The organism is Mesorhizobium sp. P2_D1 (genome assembly GCF_056404455.1).
Genome location: NZ_JBFUDZ010000024.1, coordinates 19,169 through 38,815 on the forward strand (window position 1 = coordinate 19,169; position 19,647 = coordinate 38,815).

Genomic DNA, 19,647 nt, shown 5'->3' on the forward strand with positions numbered 1-19,647 from the left:
GAAACAACTCCTTGCACCTTAATGACGCTTGGACACTTGACCCTTGCCCTTAAGAGATTAGGGATCGCGCCGGCAAAAGACGAGTCATTTGTAAGGACTCGGCCCCCCGCAACCGGAGACGGCACTTGGAACGACCTGAAATACCGGCAGGCCTGCCCGCCGACATCGAACAGAAGAAGATGAAGGCGCGCCTGTGGTTCGAGGCGCTGCGCGAACGCATCTGTGGCGCCTTCGAGCAGATCGAGCAGGATCTTGGCGGCCCGCTGGCCTCATGGTCGCCCGGCCGTTTCGAAAAGACGCCATGGGAGCGCGACGAGGGCCGCGGCGGCGGCGGCACCATGTCGATGATGCACGGCCGCGTCTTCGAGAAGGTCGGCGTCCACACCTCGACGGTCTATGGCGAGTTCTCACCCGAATTCAGGAAGCAGATGCCCGGCGCCGAGGAAGACCCGCGCTTCTGGGCCAGCGGCATTTCGCTGATCGCTCACCCCTGGAACCCCAACGTTCCGGCCGTGCACATGAACACCCGCATGGTCGTCACGTCTAGCCAATGGTTCGGCGGCGGCGCCGATTTGACGCCGGTGCTCGACCGTCGCCGCACCCAGGACGATCCCGACACCATCGCCTTCCACCGAGCCATGCAGTTCGCTTGCGAGAAGAGCCCCGAGGTCGCCGATTATCCGAAATTCAAGGCCTGGTGCGACGAGTATTTCTATCTGCCGCATCGCAACGAGCCGCGCGGCACCGGCGGCATCTTCTTCGACTGGCTGCATTCGGGCGAGGACAAAGGGGGCTGGAATGCCGATTTCAACTTCGTCCAGGATGTCGGACGATCTTTTCTCGTCGTCTACGGCCACCTCGTGCGCGCCAACTTCAATGAGAACTGGACCGATGGCGACCGCGACGAACAGCTCATCCGCCGTGGCCGCTATGTCGAATTCAACCTGCTTCACGATCGCGGCACCATCTTCGGACTGAAGACCGGCGGCAATGTCGCCTCCATCCTCTCCAGCCTGCCGCCAGAGGTCCGCTGGCCGTAACAAAATGGTGAGCGCGATGTGAGCCGCATTGATGTCCCATTTGCTCGAAATGGGCATGGAATGTGGCATGCAGCACCGCGAAAGATTTCTTTTTCGTCTAATAGGCGATTGAAAAAGCTGGCCTATTTCCTGCGCCGGGTCGGGAAGCGCCGGCGGTTCGCCTGAGAGCAAAGCAAAGCGAGCCGCGACCCGACGCGACCGGACGGCCCAGACGATGCGGGACATCTTCGTCAAAAAGGATACCCGCCTTTTCCAGGAGTACTTCGCAATGCGCAGGATCATTGTTTCGGCTGCCGCCGCTGCCCTTCTCGCTTCCGGTTCGGTGGCATTCGCCGCCGTCAAGCACACCACCGGAACGATCAAGACCTTTGACGCAACGGCCATGAGCCTTGTCCTCGATGACGGATCGTCTTTTACGCTTCCCAAGACCTTCAAGGATCCTGGCCTTCAGGTCGGTGAAAAGGTTCGCGTCTCATGGGAGATGAGCGGCAAGAACAAGGTTGCCGAGGCCGTCAAGATCGCAAAGTGACGGCCTGCCTGCCACAACAGGACGAGACGATCTCTGGTCCTGTTTCGGGGTAGCGTAAGAGGGCGGAGCAGCGCTGCTCCGCCTTTTCGCCGTTGACTGCGACCAATGCCGCCCCATCTGTGTTATGCTGTTCCCCCCGCTCGCGGCCCCAAGTTCCCATCCTGGATTTGGACCATGAGCCGAAAAACTATCGGAGCCTCGGGCTCCGCGGAGGAMAAGGAGAAATCCCATGAAACAATTTCACTGCGGGTCGCTCGTGCCCGGCTGTGACTGGCACACACGTGCCGACGAGGAGGCCGAGGTCATGCGCCGTGCCGTCGAGCACATGCGCGAGACCCATGGCGAAGCGGTCATCCGCGAGACGATGATCGAGGCGATCCGCTCGCGCATCGAGAAGACCCGCGACGCTGCGTGACTTCAGCCGGCTTTCAAGGCTTCCGCGGCGCGTTCAAGCAGCGCGCCGCGATCAGGCGAAAAGCCCGCTTCGACCCATTCCGTCTCAAGGTTCTTGAGGATTTCCCCAAGCTTCGGCCCTGGAGTTGCGCCGAGCCGCGTCAGATCGGCGCCCTTTAGCGGAAACAACGGCTTTTCCCATTTCAGGGCGAAGGCAAGCAGGCGCGAAAAGCCGCCGGCTTCGAGCAACGCGTCATTGTCCTGGACGGCGCGCATCCGCGCGCCCGCGAGCGACAGCCGCAGGCGGTCGACGAACCCTTGTCGGTCGCCGCGATAGAGCCGCTTTGCCAACTCGCCCTCCGTCGTCTTCGGCTCGGCGGCGGTGGCCAGCGTCCAGTGGCGCAGGCGATCCGCTTCGGCGGTCGAAAATTTGAGCCGCTCGGCGAGCGTCTTCATGCGCGCGGCATCCGGCGGCACGATCGCTTCTAGCCTGAGCAGCGGGTCAGGTGCCCAGTCCAGATCCTTCTCGGCCTTGGTCAGCGCATGGATCGCGTCGATGCCCCATTTCTCGCTTTCCGGCAGCGCGGCGGTCAATACGCCGGCCTGCCGCATCCAGAGCAACGCCCGCGAAGGATCGGGCGCCGACAGAAGCTTCTTCAGTTCCGACCAGATGCGCTCGGCCGAAAGCTGGGCCAGCCCTTCCTTCAGCCGGGCACAGGCTTTCAGCCCCTCGGCATCCGGCCGGCCATCGCCATACCAGGCGAAGAAGCGGAAGAAGCGCAGGATGCGCAGATAGTCCTCGCGGATGCGCGCTTCCGGATCGCCGATGAAGCGCAACCGGCGCGCCTCGATGTCCGCTATGCCGCCGACCAGATCGATCACCGTGCCATCGGCCTCGGCATAGAGCGCGTTGATGGTGAAGTCGCGGCGCTCGGCGTCAAGCTTCCAGTCGCTCCCGAATGACACCTTGGCGCGACGGCCATCGGTCTCGACATCGGCGCGCAAGGTGGTGATCTCATAGGGCTTGCCGCCGGCGACCACCGTGATCGTCCCATGCTCGATGCCCGTCGGCACCGCCTTGAAGCCTTCCAACTCGGCGCGGCGGATGGTTTCCTGCGGCAGACACGTGGTGGCGATATCGATGTCGGCGACCGGCTGGCCCATCAGCGTGTTGCGTACCGCGCCACCGGCAACACGCGCCTCTTCACCGCCTTGCGCCAATGCGGCAAGCAGGCGCTGCAGATGCTTGTCGCCGAGCCACTCGGCCCGGCCCGCGATAGAGACATTCACGCATAGAGCCTTTCGTAAAGCGTACGGATGATGCCGGCGGTGACGCCCCAGATGCGCCGGTCGCCATAGGGCATGTCGTAGAAGAACCATTCGAGATCGTTCCACATGCGGCTGTCGCGCTTGTGGTTGGCCGGGTCCATCAGGAAACGCAGCGGCACTTCGAAGGCGGCATCGACCTCGTCGGCATTCAAGCTGAGCCGGAAACCGGACCGCACGATGCCCAGCACCGGCGCGATGCGGTAGCCGCTGCCGGCGACATAATCGGGCATGCGGCCGATGATCTCGATGCGATCCTGGGCAAGGCCGATTTCCTCGAAGGTCTCGCGCACTGCCGCAGCTTCCGGACTGGCATCGGTCGGATCGATGGTGCCGCCGGGAAAGGCCACCTGCCCCGAATGGTTGCGCAGCCTTTCGGCCCGTTTGGTCAACAGAACCGTGGCTTCGCCCTCATGATCGACCACCGGGATCAGCACCGCGGCATTGCGCAGCGGCTTGCCATGGTTGAGGCGTGGATGGCCTGGATTGAAGCGGTGGTCACCATAGTCGTCGCCGGCATGCGCATCCGGCTGTGCCGCAAAGCGCGCGCGAAAGTCAGCTGCGGAAAACGGCGCCGTTGACATCTGGTCCATCACGCGCTCAGCCGCTTCAGCTGGTCCGCCGGCATGATCGCAAACACCGCGCCCTTGGAGCGCACGGCGAACATGGTCTTGCCGCCGATCTCGATCTCCTCGCCATGTCCGACCAGCTCATACATCACCGGCCGCGCAACCAGCGCTTCCAGCCGGCCGCGCACCAGCACATAGGGTTTCAGGCCACCGGTCTCGCTCTCGTCGACAAAGCGCAGCGGCCGTTCCGGTCCGGCTTCGACGACATCGCCGACATTGGTGCGGAAGGTGATGATCTGCGCGTCGCCGGTGCCCGAAACATCCATCTCGACGGCGATGAACGGCGCGTCGGCGACGCGGATGCCAACCCGTTCCACCGGTGTCACCAGATAGGTCCTGCCGTCCGCGTCCTTGCGCAGCACCGAGGAGAACAGCTGCACCAGCGGCATGCGTCCGATCGGCGTGCCCAGATAGAACCAGGTGCCGTCAGCCTTGATCTCCATGTCGAGATCGCCGCAGAAGTCGGGATTCCAGCGCTCGACCGGCGCCGCGCCCTTGCCGGCGCGGGCGGCGCGCGAGATCAGCGCCTCGAGGCCGCGCGCCTCGGTGGCGGTCGTAAGGCTTTGCTGGCGATGTTCGGAGTGTTCCGTCATGGTCACGAAATAGTCACTGTTGTTCCGCTTGTCAGCCTAAGTCTGTGATTTAAGTTTTGACATAGGCGCCACGCGAGGCCGAATCGCGGCAACCTATGCTATGGTGCGTGCCGGTATTTCCAACCATGGTATCTCCAACCAAAGGGATCGAAGCTGCATGAGCGTGATGGTCAAGGAAAGCCCGATGAGCGAAACGGACATGATCGCCGAGGCCGAGAAGGCGCTTGCCGACATCTCCAGGATCCGCGACGGGGTCGGCCGGGTCATCTTCGGCCAGGAGAGCGTCGTCGAGCACACGCTGGTGGCGCTGCTGGCCGGCGGCCATGCGCTGCTGGTCGGCGTGCCGGGCCTGGCCAAGACCAAGCTGGTCGAGACGCTGGGCGTCGTGCTCGGCCTCGATTCACGCCGTATCCAGTTCACGCCCGACCTGATGCCGTCCGATATCCTCGGCTCCGAGGTGATGGAGCAGGACGAGTTCGGCAAGCGTTCCTTCCGTTTCATTTCCGGGCCGATCTTCGCCCAGCTTTTGATGGCCGACGAGATCAACCGTGCCTCGCCGCGCACCCAGTCGGCGCTGCTGCAGGCGATGCAGGAGTACCACGTCACCATTGCCGGCGCCCGCCACGACCTGCCGGCGCCATTCCATGTGCTGGCGACGCAGAACCCGCTGGAGCAGGAAGGCACCTATCCCTTGCCCGAGGCCCAGCTCGACCGCTTCCTGATGCAGGTCGACATCCTCTATCCCGAAATCGAGGCCGAGAGGCGCATCCTTCTGGAAACCACGGGCATCGAGGACGCCAAGGCGCAGAACGTGCTGCAGCCGGTGCGGCTGAAGGAGATCCAGACGCTGATCCGCCGCATGCCGGTGCCGGAAAGCGTCGTCGAGGCGATCTTGACGCTGGTGCGCTCGGCGCGCCCCGGCCAGGGCAATGCCGAAACCGACAAGCATGTCGCCTGGGGCCCCGGCCCGCGCGCCAGCCAGGCGCTGATGCTGTGCATAAGGGCGCGCGCGCTTTACGATGGGCGGCTGGCGCCCTCCATCGATGATGTGCGTGCGCTGGCCGAGCCGGTGTTGCAGCATCGCATGGCGCTGACCTTCGCAGCCCGCGCCGAAGGCACCAGCGTGCGCGACGTGGTGGCAAAGCTGGTGAAAGGGATTTGATGGCGCGCATCGGCGAGGTCCAGGCTCCGGCAGCGACGCGCGACGCGCTCGCTCGTGGCCGGTTGCGGGCCTCGCTTGTGCCTGACCTGCTGGTCGAGGCGCGCCGCATCGTCAACACCGTGATCGCCGGCTGGCATGGCCGCCGCAAGCGCGGTATCGGCGAGAATTTCTGGCAGTTCCGGCCCTATGTCGAAGGCGATGCCTCGCGCATCGACTGGCGCCGTTCGGCCCGCGACGACCACACCTATGTGCGCGACCGCGAATGGGAAGCCGCTCATACGGTGTGGCTTTGGGCCGACCCGTCGCCGTCGATGCTCTACAAATCGACCGGCGCCAGCGTGTCCAAGCAATCGCGCGCGCTGGTGCTGACGCTGGCCATGGCCGAGCTATTGTCGCGCAGTGGCGAGCGCATCGCCTGGCCCGGCCTCACCGATCCGTTCACCGCCCGCAACGGCGCCGAGCGCATTGCCGCCCAACTCATGCACGCCGGCGAATTGCCGGCAAAACCCGACCTGTCCGACATCCGCCGCTTCTGCGACATCGTCATCGCCAGCGACTTCCTCGATCCGGTCGAGGAGACGATGGCCTGGCTCGACGTGCTCGCCCGCCACGGCGTGCGCGCCCATCTGATCGAGGTCGCCGACCCGGCGGAGGAAACCTTCCCCTACGCAGGCCGCACCGAATTCACCGATCCCGAGACCGGCGACAAGCTGACCGCTGGCCGCGCCGAAATGCTCGGCGATGAATACCGCCTGCTCTACACCGCCCGCCGCCACGAACTTGCCGCCTGGTGCAAGCGGCTCGGCTGGAGCTTTACCGTCAACCACACCGATCGGCTGGCTTCCGACGCGCTGGTGCGCCTGCACATGGCGATGACTGCCGACGGCGGTTATGCCGGGCTGACCGGAAGCGGTCATGCCGGCCTGGCCGCCGGTGGCGGTCGTGCCGGGAAGGCCGTCGCATGAGCTGGCTGCCGCTCTCCTTTGGCGCCCCCATGGTGCTGTGGGGCCTGTTGGCGCTACCGGTGATCTGGTGGCTGTTGCGGCTGACGCCGCCCAAGCCGCAGACCGAGATCTTCCCGCCGCTGAAGATCCTGGCGCGTGTGTTGAAGCGCGAGGAAACGCCGCAACAGAGCCCGTGGTGGCTGACGCTGCTCAGGCTGTTGATGGCGGCGCTCATCGTCACCGCCCTTGCCGAGCCGGTGTTCAACCCGCGCGAAAAATTGCCGGCCGAGGGCGCGGCCCTTGCGCTGGTCATCGACAATGACTGGGCAAGCGCCGCCGACTGGAACAAGCGCGTCGCCACCGCCGAGCGGCTGATCAAAGACGCCGGCTCGAACGGCGTGCCGGTCATCGTCGCCTTCACCGCCGAAAAGCCCAATTCGGAAATCGGCCCGTTCGATGCCGCCGCCGCCCTCGACCGGCTGCGTGCCGCCAAGCCACGGCCGATCCCGACCGACCGGCCCGCCGTCTATGCCCGCGTCGCCGGGGTGCTGGACACCTTGCCCGGCGCCAGCGTTGCCGTGCTTGCCGACGGCCTGGCGGCGAAGGGCGACGAGGCCGCCTTCAACACGCTGTTGTCGAAAAATGCCGCCCGTGTCGTGTGGGCCAGTTCAGACCGGCTGTCGCTGACCGGCCTGACCACCGCCGACAACCAGGTCGACGGCTTTGCGCTGACCGCCATCCGCGCGCCGGGCGACCCGGCACCGGCACAAGTCACCGCCGGCGCTTTCGACGACAAGGGCCGCCGCATCGCCGATGCGACGCTGACCTTTTCCCCTGGCGAAACCACCGCCACCGGCACCATGGCGGTGCCGTTCGAGCTGCGCAACGACTTTGCCTCGATCGCGCTCGACGGCGAGCGGCAGGCCGGTGCGGTGCGCGTGCTCGACGAAAGCTCCAAGCGCCGTCGCGTCGGGCTGCTGTCGCAGGCCGAGGCCGACCAGGCGCAGCCGCTTTTGTCGCCGCTCTACTACATCAGGCGCGCGCTGCAGCCCTTCGCCGATCTCGTCGAACCCTCCAGCGCCGACCTCGCCGACGCCATCCCGCAGATCCTCGACCAGAAGCCGGCGATGATCGTCATGGCCGACATCGGCACCATTCCCGCACAGGTTCGGCAAAGGCTGGTCGACTGGGTCGACAATGGCGGCACGCTGGTGCGCTTCGCCGGCTCGCGGCTGGCCGCCGCCGGCAATGACGACGACCTGCTGCCGGTCCGCCTGCGCACCGGTGAGCGTTCGCTAGGCGGCGCCCTGTCATGGACGTCACCGCAACCGGTCACCGAATTCCCCAAGGCCGGTCCGTTCGCCGATCTTGCGCCGCCGACCGAGGTCACCGTCACCAGGCAGGTGCTGGCCGAGCCGACGCCCGACATCGTCGAGCGCACCTGGGCCGCCCTCGCTGACGGCACGCCGCTGGTCACCGGACTGAAGAAAGGCAAGGGCACGCTGGTGCTGTTCCACGTCACGCCCGAGGCGACCTGGTCGAACCTGCCGATCTCGGGCAGCTTCGTCGAGATGCTGCGCCGCATCGTGCAGCTGTCGCGCAACCAGGGCGCGGCGATCGCCAATGCCGAAGCCGCGGCCACCTCGCTGGCGCCCTACCGCATGATATCAGCCGACGGCTCGCTGGTGCCGCCGACGCCGGATGCACGGCCGCTGGTGCCGGGTCCCGCGCTGGCGGTGACCTTCGAGAACCCGCCCGGCCTCTACGGCTCCGAGACCGGCGTCTTCGCCCACAACCTGCTCGATGCCGCAAGCAAGCTGGCGCCCCTGGCGCGTCCGCAAATCACCGTTCCGGTCACATCGATCCAGTATGCCTTTGACGAATCGCGCAACTTGAAGGGCGCGCTGGTCGCCGCCGCTCTGGTGCTGATGCTGCTCGACACGCTGGCGGTGTTCTGGATGGGCGGCCTGTTTACGCGTCGGCCGCGCCGTGCCCGTGGCGTGGCCACCACCGCCGCGATCCTGATTGCGCTCGGCGCGCTGTTTGGCCATGCCGATCCTGCCCGCGCCGACGACGCCAAACCTGGCGACGAGGTCGCCATCGAGGCGATATCGAAGACCCGCATCGCCTATGTGCTGACCGGCGTGCCGGGCGACGATTCGATCAGCCGCGCCGGGCTCGAAGGCCTGACCCGCTTCCTGGTCGAGAAGACAGCGCTGGAGCCCGGCGCGCCGGCCGGCGTCGACATCGCGAAGGACGAGCTGTCGTTCTATCCCTTGATCTACTGGCCGATCGATCCGGCCGCACCGATGCCGAGCCAGGCCGCGATCGCCCGCATCGACGCCTATATGCAGCAAGGCGGCACGGTTCTGTTCGACACCCGCGACCAGTTCGCCAACGGCATCGGCGCCGATTCGACCAGCCCGGCGACGGAACGGCTGCGCGACATCCTCGGCAACCTCAACGTGCCGCCGCTGGAGCCGGTGCCGTCCGACCACGTGCTGACCAAATCCTTCTTCATCCTGCCCGAATTTCCCGGCCGCTTCAGTGGCAGCCCGCTCTGGGTCGAGGCCTCGCTCGACGCCAGCAATGCCGAGAACCGGCCGGTGCGCACCGGCGACGGCGTCTCGCCGATCATGATCACCGCCAATGATTTCGCCGGCGCCTGGGCGGTCGACGAGAATGGCGATCCGCTGCTGCCGACCGTGCCGGYCGACCCGATGCAGCGCATCTACGCGCTGCGCGCCGGCGTCAACATCATGATGTACATGCTGACCGGCAACTACAAATCCGACCAGGTGCATGTGCCCATACTGCTCGAACGGCTGGGGCAGTAGGATGACATGCTTTGTTGCGTTCCCAACGCGGAATTGCCCTCCCCGCAAGGGGGAGGCTAATTCATGAACTGGTCGATCTCCCTCGAGCCGCTGATCTCCTGGCCCCTGTTGGCTCTGGTGCTGGTGCCGCTGGCGCTGCTGGCGCTCATCGGCCTGTGGTTTCGCCAGCGCGGTGCCGTCTTCCGCTTCGTCGCCCTGCTGGCACTCGCCGCCGCCCTGTTCAATCCGGTGTTCCTCAACGAGGAACGCGAGCCGCTGAAAAGCGTCGTCGCCCTCGTCGTCGACCGCAGCCAGAGCCAGGATATCGGCGAGCGCACCAAGCAGACCGACGAGGCACTGGCCGGGCTGCAGCAGCGTCTCGGCCGCTTCAAGCAGTTCGACGTGCGAGTCGTCGAGGCCGGCAAATCCCAAGCCGCCGAGGAGCGCACCGAGACACGGCTGTTCGGCGCGCTCGAAGGCGCTTTCCGCGACGTGCCGCCGTCGCGCATTGGCGGCGCCATCATGATCACCGATGGCGAGGTGCATGACGCGCCCGCGGGCAGCCCCGATTTCAACGCGCCGCTGCATGCCCTGATCACCGGCAACGATCACGAGAAGGATCGCCGCATCCGCTTCGAGAACGCACCGCGCTTCGGCCTTGTCGGCAAGCCGCTCGACATGACCTACCGCGTCATCTCGACGGAAAACGAGACCGGCCCGGTCGAAGTGCGCGTCTCGGTCAATGGCGAGCAGGTCGCGGTCGAACATGCCACCGTCGGCCAGGCCATGCCGCTGCAGGTGACCATTCCCGGCGCTGGCCGCAACATCGTCGAGCTCGCCATCGACCGCGAGYCGGGCGAACTGACCGACACCAACAACCGCGCCATCGCGCTCATCGACGGCATTCGCGAAAATCTGCGTGTGCTGCTCGTCTCCGGCGAGCCGCATGCCGGCGAGCGCACCTGGCGCAATCTCTTGAAATCCGACGCCTCGGTCGATCTCGTCCATTTCACCATTTTGCGGCCGCCGGAAAAGCAGGACGGCACGCCGATCAACGAATTGTCGCTGATTGCCTTCCCGACCCGCGAACTGTTCGTCGAGAAGATCAAGGATTTCGATCTCATCATCTTCGACCGCTACCAGCACCGCGACGTGCTGCCGATCCTCTACTACGACTACATCTCCGAATATGTCGAAAAGGGCGGCGCGCTGTTGATCGCGGCCGGCCCCGAATATGCCGGCGAAAGCTCGATCGCGCGCACGCCGCTGATGTCGGCCCTGCCGGCAATGCCGACCGGCGAAGTGGTCGACAAGGCCTTCTATCCACGCCTCACCGACCTTGGCCAGCGCCACCCGGTGACGCGCGGGCTCGACGGTTCGGCCACCGAGCCGCCGCACTGGAGCCGCTGGTTCCGCACCATCGGCGTGCAGAATCCCGAAGGCGAAGTGGTGATGAAGGGCGCCGACAACCGGCCCCTGCTCTTGCTCGACCGCAAGGGAGAGGGCCGCGTCGGCATGCTTCTGTCTGACCAGGGCTGGCTGTGGGCGCGCGGCTTCGAAGGCGGCGGCCCGCATGTCCAACTCTACCGGCGCATCGCGCACTGGCTGATGAAGGAGCCCGATCTCGAGGAGGAGCGGCTGACCGCCGACGGCCGCGGCATGGTGCTGGAAATCCGCCGCCAGACCATGGCCGATGCTCCCGGCCCGGCGCAGATCATCACCCCGTCCGGCAAGACCTTGACCGTCAAGCTCGACAAATCCGATCCCGGCGTCTTCCTCGGCAGTGTTGAGACCAGCGAGATCGGCCTCTACCAGGTCGCCAATGGCGACCTGACCGCGCTCGCCCATGTCGGGCCGGTCAACGCGCCGGAATTCGCCGATGTCATTTCCACGGAAAACCGGCTGAGAACGCCGGCGGAAGCCACCGGCGGCAGCGTGCGGCGACTGGCGTCATCCACGGCCCTTGGCAGTGACATTACGCTGCCGTCGATCGTGCCCGTCCGCTCGGCCGGCGATGCCAGCGGCAGCGACTGGATCGGCCTGCGCACGACTGACGACAGCGTGCTCAAGGCGGTCTCGCGCGTACCGCTGTTCGGCGGCTTCCTCGGCCTCGGCCTGCTGCTTCTGGCGATGGGTTCGATGTGGTACCGCGAGGGGCGGTAGGGCTACTCTTCCGGCTCGGTCGTGAACAGCAGCGGATAGCCCTTGGCCTTGCCGGCATCGGTCGCCCGTGTCGCCTTGGTCTCGGCGACATCCTTGGTGAAGACGGCAACAACGCACACGCCGCGCCGGTGCGCGGTGATCATGATCCTGTGCGCCTGGTCTTCGCTGAGCTTGAACTCGCCCTTCAGCACCGTCACCACGAATTCGCGCGGCGTGAAATCGTCATTGATGAGGATGACCTTGTAGAGCTTTGGCCGCTCGGTCTGCGGCTTGACCTCGGTACGCGGTTTTGTGGTGATTTCAGGCATCGGAACCGACAATTTTGCGCAAGCGACCTGGCCCGCATTCTGACACCAGCGAATTCAGYCGTCCATTTTGATTGACGCGCAAAGCCGGTCCGGAGGGCGCCGCCATTCACGACTATGTGGGAAAGTCTCGGTTGCCGTTCAACGGTCCTGGCGGCCGAAGATGCGGCGGCCGGGAATCTGCCGCGCGGCTGTGATGGACGGCACATCGGACCGAAGGCGGTTTCCGCCCGCATCCGCCCGGCGTTCCAGCCATGCCGCGATCGGCCACGCGACGACGCAGATCAGCGTTGTGCCGGTGAGCACGATCAGCACCCAGGTCTGTGCCGGCGTGATGTAGTCCCAGTTGGTGGAAATCTCCGGTGCGAACAGCGAAGGCTCGGTGCGTCCGCTGGCCGGATCGGGCACCGGGCTGGCGGTGAGCAGGATCAGCACCCTGGCGGCGCCGGTGGCGACCAGACCGCCAAGCACCAACGAACGCAGAGTGGACGAAAGCCGCTTCTTCATGCGGATTGTCCTACAGGGCCGGCATTGCAAACGGGTTAAAGTCGGTCGGGGCGGAAGCTGCCGGCGCGAGGCTTCGGCCAAACATCGGTAGGCTAAGCGTCCGCTACATCGCCGATATCAGGGCTTTCAGCGGTCGGACAGGAAAAAGGCCGCCCCAGCCGAAAAACAACTGGAACGGCCTTGTCGCAGACGGGCAAGTTATGCCCGATCTGGATTAAGCCTTCGGGGCGTCCTTCTTGACGGCCTTCGTCGGAGCCTTCTTGTGCTTCTTGGTCTTCTTGACGACCTTCTTCGGGGCAGTCTTGGCCGGGGCGGCAGTAGCCGGAGCGGTGGTGGTCGTCGAAGCAGCCGGAGCAGCGGTCGTGGTGGCAGCGGCGTTACCGAGAGCCGGCATCGCGAAGGCGAGAGCGACGGCGAGACCGGTTGCGGAGAGGATGGACTTCTTCATGGCTTCACTTCCTTTTTTAGCGGGTCGAGTTTCGAGCGTCACTGAACCGGGTCGTTCGGCGTCACTCCAAGCAGCTTCAAAGCGTTGGCGAGCATCCGGATGCCCTGTGCCTGTTTCTTGGCGGCGCAGTACCGGTTACCCTTTCTCTGAAGTGCCTTTGCCGCGGTGACCTGCGTTGCCGCGGCATGGGTTTCGAGGGCTTCATCAAATTGGTGGCTGAGATTGGCGCACCGTTCGCTCCGGGTGGTGGGCGTCACCTTCGCGTCCGATTGTTCGACAGCGGCAGTAGCCAGGCAAATGCCCAGCAACGCACCCAACAAACTGATCGACAACCTTGGCATCGGTTTATCCGTAAACCCCGAGACTAGCGTCGCAGCCGATGACCTGACCGCCACGAGACCAGTTATGCCTTTGTATTTTTTCAGGAGTTTTTCTGAACTGTAGAATTTTGTTTCTGGATTGTGTCTAAGGAAGCCGGTGTGGACGCATCATCACCACTGGCCAACATATGGCCTGAATTCTATCGTGTGGGTTGCGACAGAACGGCTTGGCAATCAAACAATGACAGGGCTGCTGTGAAATCCGACGCACACATACTGATCGTCGACGACGACAAGGGCATCCGCGACCTGCTGCAGGAATTCTTCCAGAAGCGGGGCCTGCACACCTCGGTTGCCGCAGACGGCACCGAGATGGAGGCCATCCTGCGCCGCGCGCAGGTGGACCTCATCGTCCTCGACGTGATGCTGCCCGGCAAGAGCGGGCTGGAACTGTGCCGCGACCTTCGCGCCCAGTACTCGACACCGATCATCATGCTGACCGCCGTCACCGAGACCACCGACCGGGTGGTCGGCCTGGAGATGGGCGCCGACGACTATGTGCCCAAACCATTCGACCCGCGCGAGCTTCTGGCGCGCATCCGCGCCGTGCTGCGGCGCAACGGCGCCGCCGAGCCAAAGCGCGCCACTACCAAGCAGATCTACCGCTTCGCCGGCTGGACGATGGACTGTTCGCGACGTCGGCTGATCGCCCCCGACGATGTCAGGGTCGAACTGACCATGGCGGAATTCAACCTGCTGCAGACCTTCGTCAAGAGCGCGCAGCGCGTGCTGACGCGCGACCAGCTCATCGAACTGTCCGGCGGTGACAGCGACTATTCCTTCGACCGCAGCATCGACATCCTGGTCAGCCGGCTGCGGCGCAAGATGGAAGACGACCCGAAAACGCCCAAGCTGATCCTGACCGTGCGCAGCGGCGGCTACCAGTTCCTGCCCGAGACGACCTCCGAATGAGACGTTTCCTGCCGCAGACCCTGCCTGTCTGGGTGCTGCTGATCGTCATCGCCGGCCTGCTGATCAGCCAGGTCGCGACCCTCTACATCGTGTCGCGCGACCGTGCCGCGGCCAACGACGTTGTCGACCTCTACCGTCTCAACGACCGTGCCTTCTCGCTGGTGCAGCTCATGCATGACGCCAGTCCGGAGCAACGCAAGGCGACGGCGACCGGCCTGTTCAATTCCACCTACGCGCTTACCGTCACCGACACGCCCGCGGTCACCTCGTCGATTGCCGGCGACGACGAACTGGCGGAACTCGAAGACATCCTCGTCGGCCGGCTGTCGAAATTCGGCATCACCGATGCGCGGGTGCGGCGCGACCCGGCGACGCGCGAGGCCGACGATGCCACCGGGATGGCGCCGGGACCCGATATCGGCCAGGTCGAGCGCGACCTGCTGGTGCTGGCCGCCGACTTCGCCCAAAGCGACAAGCTGACTGCGTCGCTGCGCTTTGCCGACGGCCAGTGGCTGAACTTCACCGAGCCGATCACGCCCGTCGGCCCGATCCTAAGCTTCGACAGCCTGCCGCTCTATTCGCTGATCGCCGGCCTGGTGGTGATCATGTCGATCTGGTCGTTGCGCCGGCTGACGGCGCCCTACCGGATGATGGAAACCGCCGTGAACCGCATCGGCAAGGATCTGAAAAGCCCGCCGATCGCCGAGAGTGGCAGCCGCGAGGTGCGCGCTGCCGCCAAGGCGATCAACGCCATGCAGGCCAGGTTGCGCGAATATGTCGAGGACCGCGAACATCTGGCGGCGGCGCTGGCGCATGATCTGCGCACGCCGATGACCAGGATGCGCCTACGCCTGGAGCTGTTGCGCAAATCGGCCGTTCGCGAAGCGCTGGCGCACGATCTCGCCGATGTCGAGAGCATCGCCAGCTCGGTGATAGACTTCGCCACCTTCGAGGTGACCGAGGAAAAGAGCGAACGCATCGACTTCTGGTCGCTCGTGGAGTCGATCGCCGACAGCTATGACGACGTCTCGTTCGACGACGACACCCGCTCGCGTGGCCTGATTTGCATGGCGCGGCCGGTCGCGCTCAGGCGTTGCGTCACCAATCTGATGCAGAACGCGATCACCTACGGCAAGAAGGCGCATATCAGCTTGCGCCGCTCGGAGAACATGATCCTGCTCACCATCCGCGACGAAGGGCCGGGCATACCGCAGGCGCAGATCGACGCCGTGTTCGGCTCGTTCGTACGCCTCGAACAATCCCGCAACCGACAGACCGGCGGTCTCGGTCTCGGCCTGACCATTGCCCGCAACATCGCGCGGGCCGCCGGCGGCGAGATCAGCCTGTCCAACAACCCGGGCGGTGGCCTGCTGACGCAACTGCGCCTCCCGCTGGCGGCGTAGGGCGATTTGGGACCACCAGGCAGCCTTCGCTGCAGCGAAGGCTGCAGCCGAAGCCTGGCGCTACCGCCGCAGCACCGCGCTCAGCACGTCGCGGATGCCGATGGCGCCGACAAAGCGCGACTGGTCGTCGAACAGCGCCACGGGTGCGGTCTGCGAGCGATGCATGGCCAGCATCACGGTTTTCAGCGAGGTGCCGGGGTTGGCCCAGAACACTTGCGCCGCTTCCTCGGACTGGCCCTCGACATCGGCACATGACACCCAGACCGCCGGCTTGCCGTCGCGTTCGGCCGCCGCCACCAGCCCGTGGTCGTCGATCTTGAAGCGCGTCGTCTTGCGCCGGTCGAGCCACACCCAGCCATTGTCGCCGTGCTCCAGGTCACGACGGTCGCGCATGACGTTCCAGGCGGTCAGCACCGACAGCGGGTTCACATTGGCAATGAAGTCGCGGACATAGTCGTTGGCCGGCCGCAGCACGATGTCTTCCGGCGCGCCGGTCTGAACGATGCGTCCGCCCTCCATGATAGTGATGTGGCTGCCGATCTTCAGCGCCTCCTCGAGGTCGTGGCTGACGAAGATGATGGTCTTCTTCAGCTCGGCCTGCAGCTGCAGCAATTCATCCTGCAGCTTGGTGCGGATCAGCGGGTCGAGCGCCGAGAACGGCTCGTCCATCAACAGGATTGGTGCCTCGGTGGCGAAGGCGCGGGCCAGGCCGACGCGCTGCTGCATGCCGCCCGAAAGCTCGTGCGCGTATTTCTTCGACCACTGGTCGAGATGAACGAGCTCCAACTGCTTTTTGACGCGCTCCTTGCGCTCGGCTTCCGGAACACCGGCGAGTTCGAGGCCGAGGCCGACATTCTCCTCGACAGTGCGCCAGGGCAGCAGGCCGAACTGCTGGAACACCATAGCTACCTGCTTCTGCCGCAGCCTTCTCAACGTCACCTCATCGCAGGTGACGACGTCGACGGTCTTGTCGCCGTCCTTGACAAGCACCTGACCGCGGGACACCACGTTCAGCCGGTTCACGGCCCTCAACAATGTCGACTTGCCCGAACCGGACAGGCCCATCAGCACGGAAATCTCGCCCTCGTTCACGGTTAGACTGGCGCCTGCGCAACCCAGCACATTGCCGGTCTTTTCGAGGATCTCGGCGCGGGTGGCTCCAGCGTCAATCATTGCCAGAGATCCGGCCTGGTCGGCGCCGAAGACGATATCGACGTTTCTGAAATCGACGGCGACGGTCATTTCTTGCCTCCAACGGCAATGCGGGTCATCCGGTCAAGCACGATGGCGAGGACAACGATGGCCAGGCCCGCCTCAAGCCCGAGGTCGATGCGGCGCGAGCCGAGCGCTCTGTTGATTTCAGTGCCGAGGCCGCCGGCGCCGATCAGCGCCGCGAACACCACCATCGACAGCGACAGCATGATCGATTGCGTCAGACCGGCCATGATGGTTGGCAGCGCCGAGGGCAGTTCCACCTTCCACAACAGCTGGCTCTTGGTGGCGCCGAACGCTTCGCCTGCCTCGACGATCGACTTCGGTACCGAGACGACGCCGAGATGGGTGAGCCTGACCGCGGTCGGGATGACGAAGATGATGGTGACGATGAGGCCGGGCGCGTTGCCGAGACCGAACAGCGTCAGTACCGGGATCAGGTAGACGAAGGTCGGCAGCGTCTGCATCAGGTCGAGCACCGGCAGCATGATGCGGTAGACCTTCGGCTTGTGCGCGGCCCAGATGCCGAGCGGCACCCCGATGGCCATGGCCATCGCAGCAGCAGCCACCACGAGCACCAGCGTCTGCACCGTCTGCTTCCACAGGTTCTGGTTGATGATGAAGATCAGGCCGAGGAAGACGCCAATTGCGAGCGGCCTTGAGCGCTGCAGCAGCCAGGCGATGGCGGCGATGACAAGCGCCAGCAGCACCGGCGGCACCAGCAGCAGGATGTCGACCAACCCGTCGAGCAGGAAATTGAGGCCATTCGAAAAGGCCCTGAAGACAGTGTCGAAATTGTCGGTGAGGAAGCCGAAGAACGCCTTTCCCCAGGCGCCGATCGGAATCTTGTGATCGACCATGAATTTCGAAATCGGATCCATATCGCCCCTCTCATGCAGGAGACCGCCCTGCCCTCGGCCTCTGATGTCGCAACGTCATCTTGTCACAGGATATGAAAAAGGGCAGCCTTTTCCAGAATGGCTGCCCTTTATTTCGGTCATGCCGAAATCACAGTCGGCTCAGCTTCCGAGCGCGGTCTTGATCGCCGCCGCGGCGTCGCCGCCATCAAAGGTGGTGACGCCGGCGATCCAGGGCGCAACCGCGCCGGGATTCTTCTTCAGCCAGTCGCTCGCCAYCGTGTTGGCATCGCCGCCCTTGAGGATCGCGTCCATCATCTGGCCTTCCATGTCCAGATTGAACTTCAGATTGGCGATGAACTTGCCGGCATTCGGGCACTCCGTGGTGTAGCCCTTGCGCACATTGGTAAACACGGTGGCAGCACCGAAGCCGCTGTCGCCCATGCCGTCGAGATAGGTGATCTTCATGGCGCCCATCACCGGATGCGGCGTCCAGCCGAGGAAGGCGATCCACTCATTGTTCTTCATCGACTGCTCGGCCTGCGTCAGCATGCCGGCTTCCGAGGATTCGACCAGCTCGAACCCTTCGAGATTGTCCTTCGGGTTCTTGATCATGTCGAGGATGATGCGGTTGCCGTCATTGCCGGCCTCGATGCCGTAGATCTTGCCGTTGAACTTGTCCTTGAACTTGCCGATATCGGTCAGCGACTTGACGCCGGCATCCGCCACATAGGTCGGCACCACAATGCCGTAGCCGGCGCCGGTCAGGTTCGTGCTGATGGTCTCGACCGAACCGTCGGCGGTGTAATCCTTGATGTCGTTGGTCATCGACGGCATCCAGTTGCCGAGGAATACATCAAGATCCTTGTTCTTCAGCGACGCCATGGTCACCGGCACCGACAGCTGGATCGTCTGCGGCTCGTAGCCGAGCGCGGTCAGCAGAACGGAAGCGACACCGGTCGTCGCCTGGATGTCGGTCCAGCCGACATCGGAAAGACGCACCGCCTTGCAGCTTGCCGGATCGCCGGCGAAGGCAGCGCTCGTAGACAACAGAGCCGCCAAGCCGAGGCCGGCGACGAAGGAATTCATGCGCGACATAGATATTCTCCCATTGCGATTCTTAGGCGAAGCGAAGTTACGGTTTCTCTGCCCGCCTTGTTTCGTCAGCCAAACACCATTCTGGTGTGGTTTCAAGCATTAAGGCAATCACGATCAACGGCGCAGGCTGGCCAATCAGCGACACGCTTCCTGCTTTTGCATTGCGCGGCTGTCGTTTTTTGAGAGCGGGGGTCGTTTTTTGGGGGAATGCGGCGGCGCCCCCTCCCCGCGCCGGGACAAGTCGGCTTAAAAGGGCGGCATGGCCAAGCTCTACTTCCACTATGCGACGATGAATGCCGGCAAGACGACGATGCTGCTGCAGGCGTCGTACAACTATCGCGAGCGCGGCATGCGCACGATGCTGTTCGTCGCCGGCCACTACCGGAAGGGCGACAGCGGCCTCATCTCGTCGCGCATCGGCCTGGAGACGGAAGCCGAGATGTTCCGCGACGGCGACGATCTGTTCGCCCGCGTCGCCGATCACCACGAGCATACGACCGTGCATTGCGTCTTCGTCGACGAGGCGCAGTTCCTCGAGGAGGAGCAGGTCTGGCAGCTCGCCCGCATCGCCGACCGGCTGAACATCCCGGTCATGTGCTACGGCCTGCGCACCGATTTCCAGGGCAAGCTGTTCTCCGGTTCGCGGGCGCTGCTGGCCATCGCCGACGATTTGCGCGAGGTGCGCACCATCTGCCGCTGCGGCCGCAAGGCGACGATGGTGGTGCGCCTCGGCCCCGACGGCAAGGTGGCACGCCAAGGCGAGCAGGTGGCGATCGGCAAGGACGTCTATGTCTCGCTCTGCCGCCGCCACTGGGAGGAAGAGATGGGCCGCGCCGCACCCGACGATTTCATCGGCTTCACCCAGGCCTGACGTGCCAGCGGCCCGATGCATGTCGCCCAAAAGTGCGCAGCGATTCGGGACAACGACAA

At 64.8% G+C, this 19,647-nt stretch carries 20 protein-coding genes; 10 read left to right on the plus strand and 10 right to left on the minus strand.

Annotated features, from left to right (window positions below; genetic code table 11):
* Positions 1 to 125: 125 nt before the first annotated feature.
* From hemF to AC1D0I_RS18255, 3 genes are all read left to right on the plus strand, one after another.
* Positions 126 to 1,040 carry an oxygen-dependent coproporphyrinogen oxidase gene (gene hemF, locus AC1D0I_RS18245; RefSeq protein ID WP_095090838.1) on the plus strand — a complete coding sequence of 305 codons (915 nt, stop codon included), beginning with the start codon at positions 126 to 128 and terminating at the stop codon, positions 1,038 to 1,040.
* Positions 1,041 to 1,308: 268 nt separating this feature from the next.
* Complete coding sequence (locus tag AC1D0I_RS18250) at positions 1,309 to 1,569, plus strand: DUF1344 domain-containing protein (RefSeq protein WP_457151226.1); 261 nt, start codon at positions 1,309 to 1,311, stop codon at positions 1,567 to 1,569.
* Between the two features lie 229 nt (positions 1,570 to 1,798).
* Positions 1,799 to 1,984 (plus strand): DUF1059 domain-containing protein, encoded by a 186-nt coding sequence (locus AC1D0I_RS18255; RefSeq protein WP_095090837.1) that lies wholly within the window; start codon positions 1,799 to 1,801, stop codon positions 1,982 to 1,984.
* A gap of 2 nt (positions 1,985 to 1,986) precedes the next feature.
* Here the strand turns inward: AC1D0I_RS18255 and AC1D0I_RS18260 are convergent, their stop codons facing one another.
* Genes AC1D0I_RS18260 through AC1D0I_RS18270 form a run of 3 tightly spaced genes read right to left on the minus strand, consistent with a single transcriptional unit; the run spans position 1,987 to position 4,510 of the window.
* A complete protein-coding gene (locus AC1D0I_RS18260) occupies positions 1,987 to 3,252 on the minus strand; it encodes a CCA tRNA nucleotidyltransferase (RefSeq protein ID WP_477396799.1) in 1,266 nt (421 codons plus the stop codon).
* A complete protein-coding gene (locus tag AC1D0I_RS18265) occupies positions 3,249 to 3,881 on the minus strand; it encodes a CoA pyrophosphatase (protein ID WP_477396800.1) in 633 nt (210 codons plus the stop codon). The genes AC1D0I_RS18260 and AC1D0I_RS18265 overlap by 4 nt, the downstream gene beginning before the upstream one ends.
* On the minus strand, positions 3,881 to 4,510 hold the full coding sequence (locus tag AC1D0I_RS18270; protein ID WP_477396889.1) for a DUF1285 domain-containing protein: 630 nt from the start codon (positions 4,508 to 4,510) through the stop codon (positions 3,881 to 3,883). The genes AC1D0I_RS18265 and AC1D0I_RS18270 overlap by 1 nt, the downstream gene beginning before the upstream one ends.
* Before the next feature lie 157 nt (positions 4,511 to 4,667).
* Here AC1D0I_RS18270 and AC1D0I_RS18275 point away from each other — a divergent pair, with 157 nt between their 5' ends.
* The 4 genes from AC1D0I_RS18275 to AC1D0I_RS18290 all read left to right on the plus strand — a co-directional run bounded on the left by AC1D0I_RS18275 (position 4,668) and on the right by AC1D0I_RS18290 (position 11,595).
* Complete coding sequence (locus tag AC1D0I_RS18275) at positions 4,668 to 5,672, plus strand: AAA family ATPase (protein WP_477396802.1); 1,005 nt, start codon at positions 4,668 to 4,670, stop codon at positions 5,670 to 5,672.
* Positions 5,672 to 6,637: a DUF58 domain-containing protein gene (locus AC1D0I_RS18280; protein WP_477396804.1), complete on the plus strand. Its 966-nt coding sequence runs from the start codon at positions 5,672 to 5,674 to the stop codon at positions 6,635 to 6,637. Before AC1D0I_RS18275 ends, AC1D0I_RS18280 begins: the two co-directional genes overlap by 1 nt.
* Positions 6,634 to 9,453, plus strand: a complete 2,820-nt coding sequence (locus AC1D0I_RS18285) for a DUF4159 domain-containing protein (RefSeq protein WP_477396805.1) — start codon at positions 6,634 to 6,636, stop codon at positions 9,451 to 9,453. The genes AC1D0I_RS18280 and AC1D0I_RS18285 overlap by 4 nt, the downstream gene beginning before the upstream one ends.
* Before the next feature lie 63 nt (positions 9,454 to 9,516).
* Positions 9,517 to 11,595: a hypothetical protein gene (locus AC1D0I_RS18290; protein WP_477396807.1), complete on the plus strand. Its 2,079-nt coding sequence runs from the start codon at positions 9,517 to 9,519 to the stop codon at positions 11,593 to 11,595.
* Between the two features lie 2 nt (positions 11,596 to 11,597).
* Here AC1D0I_RS18290 and clpS read toward each other — a convergent pair whose 3' ends face one another.
* The 4 genes from clpS to AC1D0I_RS18310 form a co-directional block, all read right to left on the minus strand.
* The gene (clpS, locus tag AC1D0I_RS18295; protein WP_095090829.1) at positions 11,598 to 11,903 is read right to left on the minus strand and encodes an ATP-dependent Clp protease adapter ClpS; all 306 of its coding nucleotides are present in this window, start codon (positions 11,901 to 11,903) and stop codon (positions 11,598 to 11,600) included.
* Positions 11,904 to 12,041: 138 nt separating this feature from the next.
* Complete coding sequence (locus AC1D0I_RS18300) at positions 12,042 to 12,407, minus strand: hypothetical protein (RefSeq protein ID WP_477396809.1); 366 nt, start codon at positions 12,405 to 12,407, stop codon at positions 12,042 to 12,044.
* Positions 12,408 to 12,621: 214 nt separating this feature from the next.
* Complete coding sequence (locus tag AC1D0I_RS18305; protein WP_095090827.1) at positions 12,622 to 12,855, minus strand: hypothetical protein; 234 nt, start codon at positions 12,853 to 12,855, stop codon at positions 12,622 to 12,624.
* 38 nt (positions 12,856 to 12,893) lie between these two features.
* On the minus strand, positions 12,894 to 13,196 hold the full coding sequence (locus AC1D0I_RS18310) for a hypothetical protein (RefSeq protein WP_477396811.1): 303 nt from the start codon (positions 13,194 to 13,196) through the stop codon (positions 12,894 to 12,896).
* A gap of 234 nt (positions 13,197 to 13,430) precedes the next feature.
* Between AC1D0I_RS18310 and AC1D0I_RS18315 the strand changes: the two genes are divergently transcribed.
* Both AC1D0I_RS18315 and AC1D0I_RS18320 read left to right on the plus strand, forming a co-directional pair.
* A complete protein-coding gene (locus AC1D0I_RS18315; RefSeq protein WP_095090825.1) occupies positions 13,431 to 14,147 on the plus strand; it encodes a response regulator in 717 nt (238 codons plus the stop codon).
* Positions 14,144 to 15,550, plus strand: coding sequence for an ATP-binding protein (locus tag AC1D0I_RS18320; RefSeq protein WP_477396813.1), 1,407 nt, complete (start codon positions 14,144 to 14,146; stop codon positions 15,548 to 15,550). Before AC1D0I_RS18315 ends, AC1D0I_RS18320 begins: the two co-directional genes overlap by 4 nt.
* 60 nt (positions 15,551 to 15,610) lie before the next feature.
* On the opposite strand, the gene choV is transcribed toward AC1D0I_RS18320, so the two are convergent.
* From choV to AC1D0I_RS18335, 3 genes are all read right to left on the minus strand, one after another.
* Positions 15,611 to 16,792: a choline ABC transporter ATP-binding protein gene (choV, locus tag AC1D0I_RS18325; RefSeq protein ID WP_095090823.1), complete on the minus strand. Its 1,182-nt coding sequence runs from the start codon at positions 16,790 to 16,792 to the stop codon at positions 15,611 to 15,613.
* Positions 16,789 to 17,643, minus strand: coding sequence for a choline ABC transporter permease subunit (gene choW / locus AC1D0I_RS18330; RefSeq protein ID WP_095090822.1), 855 nt, complete (start codon positions 17,641 to 17,643; stop codon positions 16,789 to 16,791). The genes choV and choW overlap by 4 nt, the downstream gene beginning before the upstream one ends.
* A gap of 138 nt (positions 17,644 to 17,781) precedes the next feature.
* Positions 17,782 to 18,717, minus strand: coding sequence for a choline ABC transporter substrate-binding protein (locus AC1D0I_RS18335; protein WP_477396815.1), 936 nt, complete (start codon positions 18,715 to 18,717; stop codon positions 17,782 to 17,784).
* Positions 18,718 to 18,976: 259 nt separating this feature from the next.
* Between AC1D0I_RS18335 and AC1D0I_RS18340 the strand changes: the two genes are divergently transcribed.
* Complete coding sequence (locus tag AC1D0I_RS18340) at positions 18,977 to 19,588, plus strand: thymidine kinase (RefSeq protein ID WP_477396816.1); 612 nt, start codon at positions 18,977 to 18,979, stop codon at positions 19,586 to 19,588.
* The last annotated feature ends 59 nt before the right edge of the window (positions 19,589 to 19,647 follow it).